The sequence below is a fragment of the Candidatus Edwardsbacteria bacterium genome, from assembly GCA_031082425.1.
GTDB lineage: Bacteria > Edwardsbacteria > AC1 > AC1 > EtOH8 > UBA2226.
Genome location: JAVHLB010000001.1, coordinates 127129 through 145478 on the forward strand (window position 1 = coordinate 127129; position 18350 = coordinate 145478).

Consider the following 18350-nt stretch of genomic DNA (forward strand, 5'->3'; position numbering starts at 1 on the left):
CTCCTTATTTGATCTTCACTAATTTACGGGTCCGCTCCTGGCCGCCCGACGCCAGGCGCATGATGTAGACGCCCGAAGCTATCTTCCGGCCGCCGTTGTCCCGGCCGTTCCAGGTCTGGCTGTAATAGCCCGGCAGGGCGGTTCCCTCGGTCAGGGTCCTGACCAGCTGTCCGGCCACATTGTAGACCTTCAGGCTGACCTGCCCGGCGGCCGCCAGCTGGTAGTTGACGGTGATGCTCTGGGCGAAGGGGTTGGGATAGGTCTGGTTGAGGTCAAAGCTCAGGGGTTTCAGGTCCAGACCGCCCAGGCTCCGGTTGGTGTAGATGACGGCGAACTCCCGGCTGCCGGAGAATCCCAGTTTTCCGCTTCCGCTTATCACCGTGGACTTGCCGGTCCTGCGGTCCACCAGGTAAAGCTGGTAACCATCGGGAATTGTTTGGGACAGGTTGTAGGCCAGCTCCGCCGGCCGGTCATCCGATGAGGTCTTGACCGTCAGCGGCCATTCGACGTGGTCGGAACCGGGGCGGAAGTCGTATTGGTATGACCGGCAGGGACCCTGGTTCCAGTCGTCATGCGGGATGTAGGCCATAACGTCGCTGCTGACCAGCGGCGGTTTTTCGGCGTCCAGCCGGTCGTAGCCGGCCTTAGCCTGGGGCGAGATCCCGATCCTGATGCCCCGGTCGGCGGCCTGGCCGCTGCTGGCCGAGAATTCCGCCTGCCAGCTTACCTCGACCTTGGGGGAGGCCACCAAGCGGACCCCCTTGGCGGATGATTTGAAGGCCGGCATCATGAACAGCGTGCAGGGCTGCAAGGCATACACCGCATAGCCCTGCCAGGGCTGCAGGTGGCTGGCGCTGTCGAAGGCCGACAGGCTGTCCCAGGCCCCGTTGTTGACGAAATCGTAGCTGTGGTCGGAATAGCTCCACATCCTCTGCCGGACCAGGCTGTCGTTCAGGAACATATTATTGGTGGTATCGTTGTAGGTCCGCATCTGCTGCATGGTGTCGATGACCTCGATGGCCTGCACCAGCACCGGGTCCTCGAACGGACAGCCGATCAGGTTCCAGCCGGGCTGCAATCCGACGTTTGAGTAATTGTCCTGCTGGAGGCCCTGGATATCGATGGTGGCGTTGTTGGCCGAGGCCAGCCAGTAACCGTAGCCGTTGTAGATGTCCGGGCGGGCCGGGAACGAATTTGCGGCGGCATCATATCCGAACATCAGCCAGGTGCTGTCGCTGTAGGCTCCCAGATCGTCGCCCAGGTTGGTCAGGGCGGCATTGGTCCCCGGCTTGACCGGGACCGAGAACAGTTTGTAGGCCCCTCCGGTCCAGGCCACGCTGAGGGTCTCGTAGGGCTGGGCGGTGAAGGTCCAGGGGTTGGGCACGGTAGTGGTGTCGGTCCGCAATTGGTTGCTGTTGATGTCGCTGACCGAATCCACCCGGAAGGAATAACTGGCGCCCGGCAGGAAGCTGTTGTGCATCAGGAAGACATTATACCCGGCCGAATCCCAGTTCTGCACCCAGCCGCCGGGGTTGGGGGTGCAGGTGAAGCGCAGGGATAAGCTGTCAGTCGGTTCGGAGAAGCCGATCATGATCGGCTCATCCAGCATCACCCCGGTCTGGCCGTTGAAGGGCTGGACGAAGCTGAGGTACGGCCCGATGGTGTCCGGCGCCGCTGCGGTCATGAACCCGATGCTGTCCCGCCCGGTCAGAGCGTTGCCGGCCGTATCCTGCACCCCCAGCACCCTGACGGTGTAGGAGGTCAATTCGGAAAACGGACTGTGATTGAATACTATTGTGGTGGAGTCCGCGCTCCAGGCCGTATCCACCAGGCCGGGAGCCGGCACGAAGCTGTAGCTGACCCCGGATTTCCGGACCGGCTCGGAGAAGGTGATCCGCACGCTGTCCGAGAGACCCACCGTCGATGCCCAATCCAGCGGCAGGTTAGACGCGATGTAGGGCAGGGTGGTATCGGCCGCCGGGTTGAAGATCGACATCGAGTCCCGACCCAGGGTGAACTCCGGGTTGTCGGTGAAATTTCCGGCCTGGCTTAGGACTATCGATCCGCCGTCGGCATTGCCGTAGATGTTGCGGACGGCGATGTTCGGGAACTGCCAGCCCGGGGTGGCCCCGTTGTCGTAGCGCCCGGCCACCATGGTGGATTCGTCGGCCGCCTCGGAGAATCCGCTGTTGAAATCCGACGGCAGGTAGTTCAGGGTGATCAGGCTGGCGTCGGCCGCCAGTCCGGCACCGGAGAAGGACCAGGTCTTCCTGAGGCAGGCGCTGGAATCGTTGACCAGCGGGTGGACCGCCCCTTTGATCCCGGCGGTGACGAAGGCCGGCGCGGTGTTGTTGAACACCTGGATTCCGGCTTCGCTGTACCCCCCGGAGGCGGTGCCCAGCTCGTAGTAGATGGTGGTGTCAACCGAAACGGGGATGAGTTTGGAAAGCCTGCCTTCCACGTAGCCGGATAACAGCCACAAATACCCCAGGCTGTCTAGGGTGATGGTGCTGGCGCCGGTGTTCAGGACCCCGTCCAGGTTCAGGCTCCCCTTGATCGTCCTGTCGGCATGCAGCTGAAGCGCCCCGGCGGCCACTGTCAAATCACGGGGTCCGCCGATGACCGGGAACTCGAAATTGGAGGTGGTGTCGGCCCCAAGATTGTCATAGATCAAAGCGGCGGCCGGGCCGTAGGCCAGCTGGCCGGAGGCTATCCGGCCGGTGGTCTGCCGGTAGCCGGAGCGGATACGGACCGTGTCGGCCAGCTCCAGCCCCGGGAAGCTGGCCAGGATAAGGCTGTCCAGGTCCGTTATGTTCGGCGGCAGCCGGAACATATAGGGATTGTTGAGGACCATCAGAGACGAGGTGCTGTCGGCCGACAAGACACCCGTGAATGTGTCAATGCTGTCCTGCAGGGTCAGGGTATGGCCGCCGACATCGAGCACTCCCTGGTAAAGGCTCAGCCTTCCATTGACCCGGGCGTCGAAGGCCAGGGCCACCGTATCGCTCGGCAGGGCGCCCTGCCCGACGGCCAGGTGATACAGGCCGGCGGCCGTCCCCGGCAGCTCGTTGCCGGTGTTCAGCGTTCCGCCTCCGTGGGTCCCGTAGACCAGGTTGATGTCGCTCTGCAGCACCGGGGGCATCAACAGGCTCCCGGAATTGCGGACGATGGTGGAGCCGGTGCGCAGGCTTAGGTTGGCGGAATTGTCCACCACGCCCTGTATCAGATACAGGGTGTCATGCAGGGCCAGCGGTGATGTGATGGTCAGAAAGCTTGAGCGGTCCCATGACAGTTTGCTTAAATTGTTGACCGTGGACGGCATTGTCTGGGTGACGGCATTCCCCTGGAATACCAGCGACGAGGTGCTATCGGTCATCAGCAGACCGCTGCCGGTCAAGCTGTCGCCCATGGTCAGCGTATTGGCCCCCACCACCATGTTTCCCAGGCTCAGGTTCAGCGGCCCGGAGCAGGTGATGTTCCGCCGCATCACGCTCCCGCCGGTGCTGTTGTCAAGCGTAAGACGCCCCCCGGTGATGCCCGGCAGGTAAAGGGGGTCCATGGACCCGAAGAAGCTGGCCCGGCTGGTATCGGTGAGGATCAGCTCACCGGCTGGTCCCACCGTGTCTATCAGGCCATAGGAGGAAAAGCTTTTTCCATTAAAGCGGATTCCGCCCGATAGCGAGAGGTTGTTCCAGACGTTGAGGGTATCGCGATCCACGATCAGGGTGTCGGTGAAACCCTTGACCGCCAGGAACATGATGGCGGACGAACTGGCCGGCATTTCCGCCCCGGCCGTGATCGTGCCCGCCCCGTATTCCAACCCCACCTGATTTACGAAAACCACCGGGCCGGCCCCGGACAGGCTGCCGTTGCCGCTGCGGAATATCACCGAGGCGTTCTGGAAGGTCAGCTTACTTCCCCCGTTATTCAGGGTGCCGTTGATCAGCTCCAGGCGGTTGTAGACCAGCAGGGTGTCGGTCATGGTAACCGTGGCCGGCCGGTTGATGGAAAGCGTTCCCACGTCCCGGAACTGGCCGGGCAGGCTGACCGGCGAGGTGCTGCCGCCCATGATGGCCAGCTGGGATGTTCCATCGCCCATCAGGTTCCCCGAGGTCTGGTAGACCGGACCGAACAGGGACAGGCGCCTGCCGTCAATTCTTAGGTTGTTGGCCAGCAGCTTCAGAGTGTCCATCACCGACAGATCCTTGTCCAGATAAACCTGGTCCCCGTAGCTTTCGATGATCAGCTGGTTGACGGTGTCCGGCAGTCCCGGGCCGGCATGGTAGGGCCCGGTTCCCCAGGAGTAGATGCGGTAGTTGGCTCCCGTGCCGTACTCCCTGGCCCCCTGGTTGCGGATCGCCCCCTCGTCCCACCCCGTCGGGTACAGGCCGAACATGTCGCTGTAAGATAGCCCGGCCCCGTTCATTAGCTTGAAGGCTCCCAGACTGCCCTGGCCCAGAACCTCCCACTCGGGGATCAACAGGTGGGATCCGGGAAAGACAACGAAATCTATATAGCCGGTCAACACCTCGCCCGCCCCTGCGTAACTCTGGGTATCGGCCCCGCAGAAGACTATGGCGGTGGAGTCCGGCCCTCCGCCGGCGATGCCGGCCAGGGTGTGAAAGTAATTGCTATAAAGAAATAAAGTATCGATGCCCGGGTTAAGGGTGTCGGTCAGGTACAGCCAGCCGGGATCATAAACTGTGAAGTCCCCGGCAACCCTCAGCTTGCGGTTGCCGCCCGAGCCAAGCACGGCGTTGGCCCCATAAAGGGTAAAGTTTTCCACCGTCAGCTCCGGCTTGGCGGCGCTGGTCAGGAAAAGGGCGCCCGGGCCGGTGGTACTGATCGTAAGGTTCCGCACCGAGAAGGCCGGGCCTCCGGGAAGCATATGGTCCCCGGCCTGCTGGAAGCAGTCCCAGTTCAGGTTGCCGAAGGCCTGGTCCAAGCCAGCCGGGGTGGTGCTCATCACCCCGGTGATGTTGATAGTCGAAAGGCTGTCCCAGCTGGCGGCCGGTATGGTGTCGCCGTCCATCTGGTGGACGTACTGACTGCCGGGCCCGAAGACCAGAGCAGCACCGGAATTGATTGTCAGCGGACCCATCTGACGCTGGTAAACCCCGGTGTTCACCAAAATATCGTCCCCCGGGCCGTCATTGACCGTAACCATGGAGTTCTGGTCCACCACCCCGTTGACAACCATCTGGTCAATCGTGACCGGGATGTCCACGTTGACCGAATGGCCGGCCATTATCATGATCAGGCTGTCGGTGGCCGGGTTGGGGGTGTACATCATGGCGTTGCCGTTCCAACTGGCTCCCCCGTCATCGGAGAAGTCCCAGGTCCAGTATTCGCTCCACATCCCGGAAGACACCGTCTGCCAGATCCGCAGCGGGATCTTGCCGATGACGTAGATGTCATCGTAATTGTACATGGCGCAGTAAACGTCGCCGCCCTGGTCCACTTTTATGTCTGTGAAATGGGAACTGTATACGGTGTAGACGCTGTCCACCACCATGGGTGTGGGCAGGCGGGGGTCCACCAGTTTGACATAACCGCTGCGCCAGCAACCGATGTAAAGCAGGGAATCGGACGGATTGTAGGCCACGGCGCTGACTGAATCGCCCACCTGCACCGAGTCCAGCACGTCCATGCTGTCCATGAACTGCAGGGAATACTGGCTGCTCCCGTTGCAGGCGAAGAACATGCGTTTATTGATCGGACACAGGGCGAAATCGGAGGGATTGTCTCCCACCGTCAGGATGTTGGCCAGGGTGTTGTCCGAGGTGTTGACGATGGCCATCTGGTCGGTGTTGGGCAGGGACAGGTAGAGCCGGTTGGCCGCCGGATTGGAGGCCATGGCCTTGTTGAAGTTGGACATCATCCCCGGAATGTATATCTCGGCCGTCAGAACATTGGTGGCGCCGCTGAAGACCCCCAGCGAATCCTTGGTCCCCAGGGGATTGGCATTGGGAACGTAGACGCTGTTGGTCGGCGGATAGTAATGGATGAACCCGTTGTAGTTGGTCAACGCCCCGTTGAAGGAATAGTCGGCCGCGCTGTAGACGTGAGTCTGTCCGTTCCAGTCATCGTTGACGTAGATCTTGTTGTTGTCGGGATTGCAGGCGGTCCAGGTTCCCCCCTGCCAGCCGCCCAGGGAGGTGTCTACGGTGTTGGTGGCGCAGTCGACCGCGTAAAAGGTCTCGTTGCCACCCTTGTAGTAGAACCGGTTGTTCAGCGGGTCGTAGGCCGGGGGATAAGGGCTCACCGCCCCCGCCACCGGCCCCAAGGATGAGTCCCCGGAGCAGTCCATGGCCAAAAAATTGCCCGGTCCGGCATTGCCCGAATACATCCGGTCGCTGACGCTGCTGTAGACCAGGTAGCTCGGGTAGGCCATGCTGGCCCCGGTGTAGATCTGCTTCTTGACCCCGTACCTGACGGCCCAGCCGGGCATTGCGGCCAACAGCAGCGTTAATGTAACCAAACCAATTTTTCTCATGTCCCCTCCCAGCATTATTTATTCCCTTGATTTTATTTTGATTGCCTGTTTACGGATTGGGCCAGCCCGGCGGGGCGGGGATGGTTTTGGCGCCCGGCTCCGGGGCCGGGGTCTCGTCGTTCTGGCTGGCGATGATCACCACCGCCGAGGTGGCCACCACCGCCGCCGCCCCACCGATGATGGCCGGGGTAGTGGCGTACCAGGCCGTGGCCGCCGCACTCCCCATCGACCCTATCTTGATGGCCGCTCCGGCCCACATGGTCATGAACGCCAGCTTGGCCGCCGTCATCACCACCGGGTTGTGGGCCGAGTCCCCCTTGGCCACCGTGATCATCATCTTGTCCTTCACCAGCACCTCGCCCCCGGCGTCGCCCTGGATGCCAACCTCGCCCTTAAGAACGTTCAGCTCGGTGGAGTCCCCCTCCACGAACACCCCGAACACCGTCCCCCGGATGCCGGCCACCGCCGTCGGTGTCGACACCGTGAACTTGGAGCTCTTGCCGGCCAGTTTCTTGATCGATCCCAGGAGCTTGCCCTGGTAGACCTTCAGGGCGGTTCGGGCGGCCCGGTCCTTTTTGTCCCGCTCCATCAGCTCGATCTCCATCAGGCTGTTGTCCCTAAGCTTGAGGATGCTGCCGTCATTCAGGATGATCTCTGTCTCGGCCAGTTCCTGGCATCTGACCTTGTCGCCGGTGTAAAGGGACATCTTGATAAAAGCCGGCCTCCAGGCTTCGGTGGCCACCCGTTGAATGTTGACCGGTCCCTTTAAAAAATTTATCCTGGCTTCGGTGGGCCGGTACTCCCCCTGTGATAATTTCAGCGGCCACAGGACGAACAGGGCCGAAAGTATTGCGATGTATGAAGAATATCTTTTTTTCATCCTGCCGGTTTCCTTCTATTTGATCTTAAGTATCTTCTGGGTCAGGGACTTCCCGTCGGAGGCCAGGCGGACGAAGTAGACCCCAGAGGAGATGCTGCCTCCGGCGTCGTCCCGGCCGTCCCACCCGGCCGAATAGTAGCCCGGGCTCAGGTCCTGGTCCACCAGGGTCCGGACCAGCTGCCCGGTGATGTTGTAGATCGTGATGCTCACCGGTCCGGCCCGGGGGATCTGATAGGTTAGGTTCATTTGATTCCGGAAGGGGTTGGGGGCCGCCCGGCTCATCAACAGAGACAGCGGCTTGATATTCAGCTGGGAAAGTTTACGATCCGTAAAGATGACGGAGTACTGCGCGGTGCCGCTAAAACCCACCGGCTGGTCGGGGACGATCTCCAGGCCGGTGCCGGCCGAGCGGTCCGCCAGGTAAAGTTTATGGCCCGACGGAAGCGCCCCGCTTAATTTGAACGACAAGGCACCCTCTTTATCGGAGGTCTGGGCCGTCAGCGGCCATTCGATATGATCGGCCGGAGGGCGGAAGTCGTACTGGTACTGCCGGCAGGGCCCGCGGTCCCAGTCATCATGGGGAATATAGATCTTGACCTGGTTGCTTACCAAGGGCGGCTTCTCGGAGTCCAGCCGGTCGTAGCCCTCTCTGGCCTGGGATGACACCCCCAGCCGGAGGCCCCCATCGGAGGCCCGGCCGCTGGCGGCGCTAACCTCCAACTGCCAGTCAATCCGGTATTCGTTATGGGCCGTCTTCGGCAGGCCGGTCTTGGTGGCCAGGGTTTGAATGTACAGCGAGCATCCGGCCGCGGCATACAGGGCATAGCCCTTCCAGGGGTTCATCCGGGCGGCGGGGTCGGCCGGAGACAGGCTGTCCCAGGCGCCGTTGTTGACAAGGTCCGGCGTATTGTCGGTGTAATGCCATATCCGGGGGCTGACCAGGTCCCATGAGGAAGGATCGCTGTATGGCCGCCAGACGGTGTCAACCACCTGGATGGAGGCCACCGACACCGGGGAATTGAACGGCGTTCCGATCAGGTTCCAGCCGGGAAACATCGGGATCTTCACCGAGGCAAAGGAATCGTGGACCGCCCCGGCCGCATCGATGATGGCGTCGTTCATGGAGGCCAGCCAGAAGCCCCTTCCGTTGGTTATAAAAGGCCTTTCGACAAAAGAATCAACTTCGGTCTTATATCCCATCAGGCGCCAGCCGGTGGATCCGTAGGGCCCCAGATCATCGCCCAGCATCCCAACGGCCGAGCTGTCGGTGGCCAGCAGCGGGACCGAGAACAGGCTGTAAACCCCGCCCTGCCAGGCGGTGCTCAGGGTAACGCTGGGCTTGGTGGCAAAAGACCAGGGGTTGGGCGCCGGACCGGCGGCCAGCGGATTGCCCGAGCTGTCGGCCAGCGAGTCCACCGTGATGGTGTAGGCCGTCCCGGGCAATAAATTATTATGGCCCAGCATCACGTAATCCCGGCTGAAGCCCCAGTAAAGGCTCCAGCCGCCGGGGTCGGGGGCGCAGTGGAACCTTAACGACAGGGTATCCACCGGCTCGGAAAAGTTTATATAGATCTGGCTGCCCAGGGATACCAGGCTGTCGCCCTGGGCCGGGGTGGTGGAGATGATCTGGGGCCGGGTGGTGTCGGCGGCGCTAAGGGCCACGAATACCGAAGCCTCGGAGACATTGAATATCGTCTCCAGGTTGTAGGCCGAGTCATAGGCCGCCGCCTCGAAATAATAACGGTGGCCGGGGGCCGCCCCCGGGAAGACCACCAGGGTGTCGGGATGGTAATCGATCACCGTGTACCAACTGCCGCTGGTGTCCACCCGGTAGTTCAGCCGGTAGGAGGCGATGCCCGACAACGCGTCCATCCCCCCGGTCCAGCTGACCGGAAAGCTGGTGCTGTAGGTGGTGTCGCCCGGGAACGGCTTGACCATGGTGTTGAGGGGCGGGTCCAGGTCGCGCCGCACTCCCACCGCCGCCCGGTTGTTGTAATCGGAATTGCCGGAGCTGTCGGCCAGCCAGATATACAGCTGGTAGTCGCCGTTGAGGGTGTCCACCGGAAGATAGAAGGTGTCGGCCATCCCGCCGGAGGAATGCATGGAATCATGGTAGTCGAATTCGAAGCCCGGAGGGGAGCCCAGCTTGAAGAAGGCCTTAATGATGCCGGGCTCGGGGTTGTCCCAGATCAGCTGGGCAGTGGTGTAGGCGGAGCTCAGCCAGAAGCCGGGGTTTGTCCCGTAGATCAGGGGGGTCAGCGGGGCGGCCGGGGGGATGCTGTCCACCGGAAGGACATAGCTGAGATCCACATAGACGCTGTCCTGCCAGAGATAATCGACGTTGAGAGGATTGCCGGCGCTGTCCCGGGCCACCACCATCAGGTGGTACATGGTGCTGTCGCCGCCCAGCATCAGCAGGGCCGAGGTGTCCGGCGGATAATAGACATAGGATGACGGTTCGGTGGAATCGGGCTGAAGGTAGACATCGTAGGCCACTATGCCCGAGCCGCCTGGGTCGGCCCCCGGGCTCCAGAACACCGTCAGGGTGTCGGTGTTGATGATGTCCGGGGTGTTGTAGATGACGGCACCGGTGGGAGCCAGCGTATCGTAGCCCATTACCGCCACCGTCCCCGGCCCGCCCACTCCGGTGAGGGAAAGGTAAATATCACCGTTAACCGGATCGGCAAATATTCCGGCCGGGTTGATGACCGGGAGGTTGATGGTCTTGACAAGGTAGTCCCCCACGGGGTCCCATATCCTTAGCATGGAATTGTTCCGATCGGTAAAGCATACCTGCCTGCTGGCCTGGTTGTAGTAGACGGCGGTGATCGAATCCCCCAGTGAAAAAGAACTGGCCACATCCAGGCTGTCGATCACCCAGATGTTAATGTCCCCCGGACAGGCCACGTAGGTCTTCTTGTGCTCCGGGCAGTAGGCCAGGGCCGAGGGCCCGGCCCCCACGCTGACCGTGGTGATCAGGCTGTTGGTGGCGGCATTGATGATCCCCACCTGGTTGCGGCCCGGCAGGGTGACGTACAGTTTCTGCATTTCCGGGCTGCCCACCATCTCGCTGTAGGAGGTGACCCCGCCCAGGATGATGGTATCGTTGATCCCGTCCCCGGCCCCGTCGATCACCCCGATCAAGCTGTCAAAGCCGTGGGCCACGTAGGTCTGGGTCCCGGGGTAGGAGTACAGCCGGCCCTCGAATCCGGTGAAGTAATTGAGCTGGGAATAGGTGCTGCCGTTGTAGATGTACAGCCCGTAGGCCGATGAATTGGCGTAGAGCTTGTTGACCGCGCTGTTGTAGGCCAGATTCACCGGGCCCATGCCCGGCGTAAGGTATGTCTCCACTGTATCATTATCGGCATCGAGAATGTAGACAAAGCCCACCCCGGTGGCCACGAACAGTTTTCTGGTCAGCGCATTGTAGGCCATCTGCCCGGGGCCGTAGCCCAGGGTGCAGGGCTGATAGGAATAATTTTTTATGCTTCCGATGGTGGCCTCCCCGGTGTTGGAGACATACACCTTCCCGCTGTCGCTGTTATAGGCGAAATTTTTCGGCCCAATGCCGGTGGTCAGCGTGCTCTTCTGGTAGTACTGGGCCTGGACCAGGCCGGAAAAAAGAATGCCCCCGGCCAGCAATAAAATAACTTTGGACGTTTTCATATCAATTCCCTCCCAAGGTTTATTTTTCCTTCATAGATCCAGGGGGTATGCTTAATCAAACAGCAAAAACTGTTCCATCTGCCAGAATAACATAAAACGCTGTGATATAAAAGGTTAAAACTCATATCTATCAGACAATGTTACAAATATGTTTAATGGGCTCCGGGCTTCTGTTATACATTTAGGCAACCTCAATCCCGCTCCACCTCATAATCCGGCTCATCCTGATCGTATGACACATCGCCCTCCGGCATATCTTGATGATCTTCTCTCACCCGAGCTTCTGGGGCTTTTTTCCCTTTTACCACCTCCGCATCTCCGAAAGAGTTGCGCACCGCAGACAGATCCAATGTATCCTTTTTCTGGCCAGCCTTCTTTTTGCTCTGTTGCAGCAATGAATGAGGATTAAGCGAAACGCCGCTCTGGGAGAGCCGCTGGTCGAGCCCGGAGGCAAAAGCCTCCCCGCTCTCGTCCAGCGCCCGGGTCAATTCCCGGATCTGGTCAACAGATAGTTCTTGGCCCATCTTCTTCAGGGTTCCCGGCATGTCCGACAGCAGCTTCTGCCGCAGGGAATCGTCCCCGAAGGCCTTTTCTATTATTTTCAGGACCGGATCATCAGCCATATTTATATTTTCTCTCCCTTCCCCAATGGGGAAGGGCTGGGGTTAGGTCGGTCTTACCCGATGTCGTCCAAATCCACCGGCTCGTCCTTGGGGTGGCACACCCCGCAATAGACCGAGTCCGATACCGCCAGGCCCTTCAGTTTGTCCTGCTTGTCGCGGTACATGGTCAGGACGATGGGCAGGGTCTTGGCGTGTTCCTTGCAGACCGAGCGCCCGCAGAAACTGCAGACCGCATTGGCCGGCCGTTCGCAATGCCAGCATTCCATAGAATTATTCCTTTATAGTTAGAAACAATATTTGATCTTGATATTAACCCCCGATTGAAACGGATTTTTTACGCTGAACTGCCAGGGAGTTTCGTTCTCATCTTTATAAACTCCCGTATAATCACTGTCTGAATATTTTCTGGTCCCTTCCCGTTTATTATAATAATAATAATACGATAAAAAAGTGCTCTCAACGCCAACCGAGAAAGACCTTTTCCCGATCATTATGTCCCGCTCCAACCCGACGGGGATGGCTATGGTATAGCTGTAATATTTAGTGTGTGATGTGGAAATACATTCAGTGGTATCCGCTGGATAATTGACTTGTTCCTGATTGTAATCAGAACTTCCTTTTCCGTAATAATATGTGGCCGATACCCCGGAGAATGCATTAAACAGATTGTTTTTATAAAACTCATGAAGCAATTCGGGATTCAGCCTAATCGACCAGCCGTTGGCTTTTTCATCTGTTGTATAGTAGTATGGGCTGTCAATGTTTGTCGAATAATAATTCCGGGGATTGTTGTTGTACTCAACACCCAGAGACAAGTATCCTTTACTATAGACCTTCCTTTGCATAATAATGGTTCCAGGCAGATTTGTTATGGATGAAGCCCTGAATCCGATCGCCCATTTGGGGTCTTTTTCCACTTCACATTCTTTTCGCACCACCGAAGCAGTTTCCTGAACCTGCTGGATCTTCGTTACGGCATTGCTGGTATCGGCCTCCTGCCCAAGGGAAATTCCGGCGCTTAATATCAAACCCAGGAATACGGCCGTGAATCTTCTCATACTTCCTCTCCGTTAATTTATTATCTCCCAATTCCGGCTTAGGGATATTCTTTCCAGCTTTTTCTCCGGGGTCACCGCCACGGCCCTTCCGACATCAACCTCCCGATTTTTTGTCCCCTAAACCCTGTCCCCTGTACGCTATTTCCCGTAACTCTCCACGATCTTTTTGATCAGCTCGGAGGTGGACCTTCCCGGCGTCAGCTCGATGGGTATCACCTGCCCGCCGTTCTTCAGCACCGCCTCGGCGCCCACTATCTGCTCGATCGAATAATCGGCCCCCTTGACCAGGATGTCCGGCAGGATGGCCTCGATCAGCTCGGCCGGGGTGTCCTCGTCGAAATAGACGATATGATCCACGCAGGCCAGGGCCGCCAGCACCGTGGCCCGGTCCTCCTGGCTCACCAGCGGCCGCTTGGGCCCCTTGATGGTGTGCACCGAGGCATCGGAATTGAGGCCGACGATCAGCATATCCCCCAGCTCCCTGGCCTTCTGCAGATACTCCACATGCCCCCGGTGCAGCAGGTCGAACACCCCGTTGGTGAAGACCACTTTCTTATGTTCTTTTTTGGCCTGCTGCCTGATTGATAACAAGGCAGCACTGCCTTTTATTTTATTTTCCGTTTGCTTAATCATAAATAATTTCCTGGTCGGATAGTGGCAGTTTAATGACCTTATATCATAGCAAAACCTGTCCGATAATTCCAGACAAATCATCCCTCCGGGTTTCAAATCTTCAGCTGTTCCGCCGGATGAAATCTTCGGTCAGTTTTTCCAGCATCTCCAGCGGGATGCTGCCCTGTTGCAGCACCATCCGGTGGAATTCCTTGATGTCGAATTTGCCTCCCAATTTGGCTTTGGTCCTCTCCCGCATTTCGACGATCTTCAGCTCGCCCACCTTGTAGGAGCAGGCCTGGCCCGGCCAGACGCTGTAGCGCCCCAATTCGCCGTAACCGGCCCAGCCCAGGTTGTCCTGCATGTATCCGGCGGCCTGCTGCAGGGTCCATCTTTTCTGGTGGATGCCGGTATCCACCACCAGCCGCACCGCCCTAAAAAGTTCGGAGTTGAGGTATCCCAGGCGGGAATAGGCGTCCGGCAGCCAGCCCTGCTCCTTGGCCAGCCGCTCGGAATACAGCGCCCAGCCTTCGCCGAAGCCGGGAATGAAGAACAGGGCCTTGAATATCCGGTTGTCCGGCATCTCCTGCTGCAAAGCGATCTGGAAATGATGGCCGGGGATGGCCTCGTGGTAGGCCAGGGTGGCCATATTGGGCTTCAAGGGCAGCCAGCCCTGATTGACATAGAAGGTGCCCTGGCGCCGGCCGTCCAGCGAGCCGGGCTCGTAATAGGTGGAGCCGGAGGCCTCCTTGAATTGCGGCACCGGCTGGGCGGAGACCTTGGTTTTGGGCATCAGGGAGAACAGCGCAGGCAGTCTTTCCCAGGTTTTATCGATTATGGCCTGATAGTCATTTATCACCTGGCGTTTGCCGTTGGGAGTGCTCGGATAGGTGAACTTATCCTTGTTTTCCGGGCTGTTAACCATCTGGCGGTAATCATTCATCATCTCGCCGAACGTCGGTTTGTCTTTTATGCCCAGTGAATTCAGCAATATCTTGGCCTCGGCCTGGATCCGGGCCACTTCTTTCAGGCCCAATTGATGGATTTCTTCCGGTGACAATTTGGTGCTGGTATGCTTGCGCAGGCAGTATCGGTAATATTTGTCGCCGTCCGGCAGTTTCCATACTCCCGGTTCCTGCCCGGCCTTGGCCCCCAATACCTCCATCTGCGAGAGGTATCGCCGGTAGGCGGGATAGATGCTTTCCGCCACTGTATTTTTAGCCTTCTCCAGCATCTCTGCCTTCTCGGTTTTTGAGATATCTTTTAACAATCCGATGCGATCGCTCAGAGAGATGTAATAAAGGTTGCTGTCCGGGGGGACGGCGACGAACTCGGACATCATCTGCCCGATATGCTGGAATATGGCAGCTGTTGGATAGATGCCTTTTTGGAACTGCAGTTTCATCCTGTCGGCCGACTGGTCCAGCCTCTTTTCGATCTTCTCCAAGCGGGCCAGATAATCCAGAACATCCTGCCGCGAGGAGATGCCGTGATACTCGGTCATTAGCGTCACCAAGGTGGCGTGGACCCCCTGCATGGGCGTGACCACATAGCTGTGATAGCGGAATTGGTAGCCGTCCAATATTCTATCCAGCTGCCAGGCCAGGATCTCGGCGTCCATCCTTTGCGAGGGGGTGAGCTTTTTGGGATCGTAACTTTTCAGCCATTTGCGGTATTTCCGGTTCATGGCATAGGCCCTCTCCAGGGCCTCCTCGGAGTCGTCGTCCAGTTTGTCGTTGTTGATGGGATAGCCCATCGCCGGCGTCAGCCCCAGCGAGCTGGCGGTCTCCGGAGACAGCTCCATGCTCTCCCGGAAATACCCCCGGAACAGGTCCTCGATATCGGACGGAGCCTTTTCTTTCGGCTTGGCGCAGAATACCGTCCCGGTGATTATAAGGACCAACACTGTTGAAAAGATGGTACTTCTCATTTTGACCTCCAGATAAAAGGTTCAATCCACTTTTACCAGTTTATATTTCCTGCTTCCCATCCCCAGTCTCTCGGCGTATTCGATCTGAAGGTTGCCGCTCCGGCCGCTCTCCTTGAGAAAGGCGTCCTGGCAATTGTGGGCCTTATTCACCAGGTCCAGGCTGGCCTGCTCGATGGCCACCAGGTCGGTGGAGGACAGGATCCCGATATCCCCGGTGAAAGGCTTTCGGGCTCTACCCGAACAGTCGCAGTCCGGCGAGATATTGGCCAGCACGCTGATGTAGACCATATGGCTGCTGTCGGACAGCACCTTGGCGTATTCCACCAGCCGTCGGTTGAAAAGCTCGGCGCTGACCCGGTCCCGGCTGGCCTCAAAGGCCTCCACCGGACAGTCTTTGAGGCACTGGCCGCATCCGATGCATTTGCGGGTGTCGATCTTGAGGGGATTGATGGAGATGGCCCCGGCCGGGCACTGCTTGACGCAGGTCCCGCAGCGAATGCACTTGGAGGTATCGTAATCGGGCACGTAGTCGGCGTGCATGGCCCGCTTTCCCATCCGGGAGGCCAGCCCCATGGCCACGTTCTTGATGGCCCCCCCGAACCCGGCCAGTCCGTGCCCCTTGAAATGGCTGAAGATGATGAAGGTGTGGTAGCGGTCCATGTGGCTGCCGGCCAGCACCCGGGTGTAGCAGGCGGTGCTGCAGGCATAGACCTTTTCGCCCTCGGAATCCAGGATGTCTATCGGCGCAAAGCCGAAGCCATGGGCCTTGGCCAGTTTAAGATGCGATTCTGTCTTCTGGCGCGGTCCGGAATACAGCACGTTGGTCTCCACATAGGTGGCCTTTAAAAGTTCCACCAAGGGTTTTGACAGTTCGGGCTTGAGGTAATTCTTGTTGCCCTCCTCCCCGAAGTGGACCTTGACCGCCACCTTGCCCTTCACCTGGCTTTTTATCTTCTGGTAGACCTTGAGCACCCCCTGGCCGGAGATATCTTTTGTAAAGTAGACCGGGGAAGCTTTCTGGGCCAGGGCGATCTGCCCAGTCAGCAAGGCTATGGTGGCAATAAAAATAAGGTTCTTTTTCATGAAAATCGCATTATTCATTAGAAACTATTTCAAACCGTTTATCAATATATACCCTTTTTTATGGCAAGTCAAGAATTAAATAGGCGTCTGCCATCTGCTGTTTTTTATGCTTGGAAACCAGCAAAACGCCCCGTTAAAAACGGGGTGAACTATTTTTTCCGATTTTTTTGGGGTCCTCCGACAGGCTATGTCCCGGCTTCCAACCAATGTTGCCAGGTCTCCGGCTGATAACCGACCGTGGCCTTGGGCCCGCAGCGGACGATGGGGGTCCTGAACAGTCCGGGATTTTCCAGCAGGACCTGTTCTATGTCGTATTTCTGATATTTGAGATTCTGTCTTTGGTATTCCTTCCCTTCGGCATCCAGCAGATTCTCCAGACCCACCGCATTCTTGATGCTGTTCAGCTCACCCCGGCTGAGGGGTTTCTGGTTCAGATCGATGAAATGGACAGCCGCCCGGCGCTCCTTGAAGAACCGCTGGGCGGCCCGGGTGTCCCGGCATTTATTGGTCCCGAATATCTGGATGTTTGGCATAAATCAGATCTATTTATTTTTCTTTTCTTTGGTCTCTTCCGCCGCCGTTTTCTCCACCCGGTATCTGATGATGGTCTGATATTTTCCCGGATCTCCCGGACCGAACATTCCCGGCCCTTTCAAATATTCCTCCTCGTGCAGGCCGGTTATGTAATATCCGTTGTCATGGGCGTATTTTTTTAACTTGTCGACGGTCGGGGTTTCCTTTGAATACGGGCCGATATGCAGGATCTCGGCCACCATGCCGTATTCCCATTCGGCCAGAGATATTTTGAATCCCGGCTCGATCCTGATATCGGGCAGCTTATCGGTGGGCTCCGGGACCGGCAGGGCATATTGCCCCACCCATTCATCCAGGCCGGTGCCCAGGTCCTGGGGCCAGCGGGCCCGCGGTATCTGCATCCTGCCGCCCTTGACCGTCTTAAAATAAGCCTTGAACAGCAGGGCAAAGGCCTTTGACCCCACAATATTCGGGTCTCCTTTGGCCTCCACCACCAGCATCTTCTGGCTGGGCTTCTGGGATATCTGCGGGTCCATCAGATGCTGGTATTGGGAAAGATCGGGACCCTTCATGGCAAAGAAGATAAATATCGCAAGGGCGATAACCGCGATGATTCCCACCGCGAGCAATGATAAAAGGACTTTCTTCAACATGGCCGCCTCCTTTGCTTGTTTGGAATATTATGATAACATCCCCAAGGCTGATATTCAACGATATTTTTTGCCCCCTTGACTTTCCCTCTTTTCGGGGTTACATTACATCCTTCGGAAAGAACCCTTTCGGCATAAGTAGCATCTAATCTGTATACGCCATACCGGACATCGGGGAAACAAACAGATGCCACATTGCCGCAAGACAGCCCTATACCCCTAATTAACAAAGGAGGTGTTCTCATGAAACCAATCCATAACCTTGCCAAGACTGTTGTTACGGGGATGCTTTTGATCTTTTCAATTTCCCTGGCGGGATGCAGCAAAACACCGACCTCCTCTCTCGCTCCATTCGAGCCGCAAATCGTCAACGTTCAAGACGCCTTCCAGCTTCAGGCCACTGGCGTCACCAACGTTTCGACAACCTTGGTATATGCCTGGAAGAACTCCGGCGCCCGGGCAACCATCAACCATTCAACCACAACCACCGCAGGTTCGACATTGCTAACCATTAGGGATTCCCTGGGAACAACGGTATATTCAAAAGCCCTGGTTCCAAGCCTCAATGAACCAACCTCTGCAGGTGTTGCCGGCACCTGGTCTGTCACCCTGACCCTGACAAACTATTCAGGCACGCTTAATTTCCGGGCCGAAAAACTTTAACCCTGAAGGAATCTGGTGAAAGACGGACGGAATTTTATTCTGCCTCTTTTCATGCAATAAAGTGCCGGTAATTATGGCGTACCATTCACCTCAACCATTGAATTTGCCTTTTTGCATAATTACATTTGGTATATGACGGAGGGATCAATGAATGA

12 protein-coding genes are annotated in these 18350 nt (G+C 57.9%); 1 reads left to right on the plus strand and 11 read right to left on the minus strand.

What is annotated here, in order from left to right:
* Positions 1 to 4: 4 nt before the first annotated feature.
* The 11 genes from RDU76_00645 to RDU76_00695 form a co-directional block, all read right to left on the minus strand.
* Complete coding sequence (locus RDU76_00645) at positions 5 to 6496, minus strand: Ig-like domain-containing protein (protein MDQ7797435.1); 6492 nt, start codon at positions 6494 to 6496, stop codon at positions 5 to 7.
* A gap of 49 nt (positions 6497 to 6545) precedes the next feature.
* Entirely contained in the window at positions 6546 to 7376 is an 831-nt protein-coding gene (locus RDU76_00650; protein MDQ7797436.1) for a FecR family protein, read from the minus strand.
* Between the two features lie 15 nt (positions 7377 to 7391).
* Positions 7392 to 11042, minus strand: a complete 3651-nt coding sequence (locus RDU76_00655) for an Ig-like domain-containing protein (protein ID MDQ7797437.1) — start codon at positions 11040 to 11042, stop codon at positions 7392 to 7394.
* 191 nt (positions 11043 to 11233) lie between these two features.
* Complete coding sequence (locus RDU76_00660; GenBank protein MDQ7797438.1) at positions 11234 to 11665, minus strand: hypothetical protein; 432 nt, start codon at positions 11663 to 11665, stop codon at positions 11234 to 11236.
* A 53-nt stretch (positions 11666 to 11718) separates the two neighbouring features.
* Complete coding sequence (locus RDU76_00665; protein ID MDQ7797439.1) at positions 11719 to 11931, minus strand: hypothetical protein; 213 nt, start codon at positions 11929 to 11931, stop codon at positions 11719 to 11721.
* 18 nt (positions 11932 to 11949) lie between these two features.
* Positions 11950 to 12723, minus strand: coding sequence for a hypothetical protein (locus RDU76_00670; protein MDQ7797440.1), 774 nt, complete (start codon positions 12721 to 12723; stop codon positions 11950 to 11952).
* Between the two features lie 138 nt (positions 12724 to 12861).
* Positions 12862 to 13437, minus strand: coding sequence for a D-glycero-beta-D-manno-heptose 1-phosphate adenylyltransferase (rfaE2, locus tag RDU76_00675; protein MDQ7797441.1), 576 nt, complete (start codon positions 13435 to 13437; stop codon positions 12862 to 12864).
* Positions 13438 to 13456: 19 nt separating this feature from the next.
* Entirely contained in the window at positions 13457 to 15265 is a 1809-nt protein-coding gene (locus RDU76_00680) for a DUF885 domain-containing protein (GenBank protein MDQ7797442.1), read from the minus strand.
* 21 nt (positions 15266 to 15286) lie between these two features.
* A complete protein-coding gene (locus tag RDU76_00685; GenBank protein MDQ7797443.1) occupies positions 15287 to 16348 on the minus strand; it encodes a DUF362 domain-containing protein in 1062 nt (353 codons plus the stop codon).
* A gap of 185 nt (positions 16349 to 16533) precedes the next feature.
* Positions 16534 to 16881: an ArsC/Spx/MgsR family protein gene (locus RDU76_00690; GenBank protein MDQ7797444.1), complete on the minus strand. Its 348-nt coding sequence runs from the start codon at positions 16879 to 16881 to the stop codon at positions 16534 to 16536.
* A gap of 9 nt (positions 16882 to 16890) precedes the next feature.
* Entirely contained in the window at positions 16891 to 17535 is a 645-nt protein-coding gene (locus RDU76_00695; GenBank protein MDQ7797445.1) for a hypothetical protein, read from the minus strand.
* A gap of 240 nt (positions 17536 to 17775) precedes the next feature.
* On the opposite strand from RDU76_00695, the gene RDU76_00700 reads away from it, so the two are divergent.
* Positions 17776 to 18195 carry a hypothetical protein gene (locus RDU76_00700; protein MDQ7797446.1) on the plus strand — a complete coding sequence of 140 codons (420 nt, stop codon included), beginning with the start codon at positions 17776 to 17778 and terminating at the stop codon, positions 18193 to 18195.
* The last annotated feature ends 155 nt before the right edge of the window (positions 18196 to 18350 follow it).

What these genes read in the sequence shown, in the direction of transcription:
- RDU76_00650 (MDQ7797436.1), bottom strand. Translation starts at nt 7,376, where the DNA reads ATGAAAAAAAGATATTCTTCATACATCGCAATACTTTCGGCCCTGTTC.
- RDU76_00690 (MDQ7797444.1), bottom strand. Translation starts at nt 16,881, where the DNA reads ATGCCAAACATCCAGATATTCGGGACCAATAAATGCCGGGACACCCGG.
- RDU76_00645 (MDQ7797435.1), bottom strand. Translation starts at nt 6,496, where the DNA reads ATGAGAAAAATTGGTTTGGTTACATTAACGCTGCTGTTGGCCGCAATG.
- RDU76_00670 (MDQ7797440.1), bottom strand. Translation starts at nt 12,723, where the DNA reads ATGAGAAGATTCACGGCCGTATTCCTGGGTTTGATATTAAGCGCCGGA.
- RDU76_00695 (MDQ7797445.1), bottom strand. Translation starts at nt 17,535, where the DNA reads ATGTTGAAGAAAGTCCTTTTATCATTGCTCGCGGTGGGAATCATCGCG.
- RDU76_00685 (MDQ7797443.1), bottom strand. Translation starts at nt 16,348, where the DNA reads ATGAAAAAGAACCTTATTTTTATTGCCACCATAGCCTTGCTGACTGGG.
- RDU76_00655 (MDQ7797437.1), bottom strand. Translation starts at nt 11,042, where the DNA reads ATGAAAACGTCCAAAGTTATTTTATTGCTGGCCGGGGGCATTCTTTTT.
- RDU76_00665 (MDQ7797439.1), bottom strand. Translation starts at nt 11,931, where the DNA reads ATGGAATGCTGGCATTGCGAACGGCCGGCCAATGCGGTCTGCAGTTTC.
- RDU76_00660 (MDQ7797438.1), bottom strand. Translation starts at nt 11,665, where the DNA reads ATGGCTGATGATCCGGTCCTGAAAATAATAGAAAAGGCCTTCGGGGAC.
- RDU76_00700 (MDQ7797446.1), top strand. Translation starts at nt 17,776, where the DNA reads ATGAAACCAATCCATAACCTTGCCAAGACTGTTGTTACGGGGATGCTT.
- RDU76_00680 (MDQ7797442.1), bottom strand. Translation starts at nt 15,265, where the DNA reads ATGAGAAGTACCATCTTTTCAACAGTGTTGGTCCTTATAATCACCGGG.
- rfaE2 (MDQ7797441.1), bottom strand. Translation starts at nt 13,437, where the DNA reads ATGATTTGTCTGGAATTATCGGACAGGTTTTGCTATGATATAAGGTCA.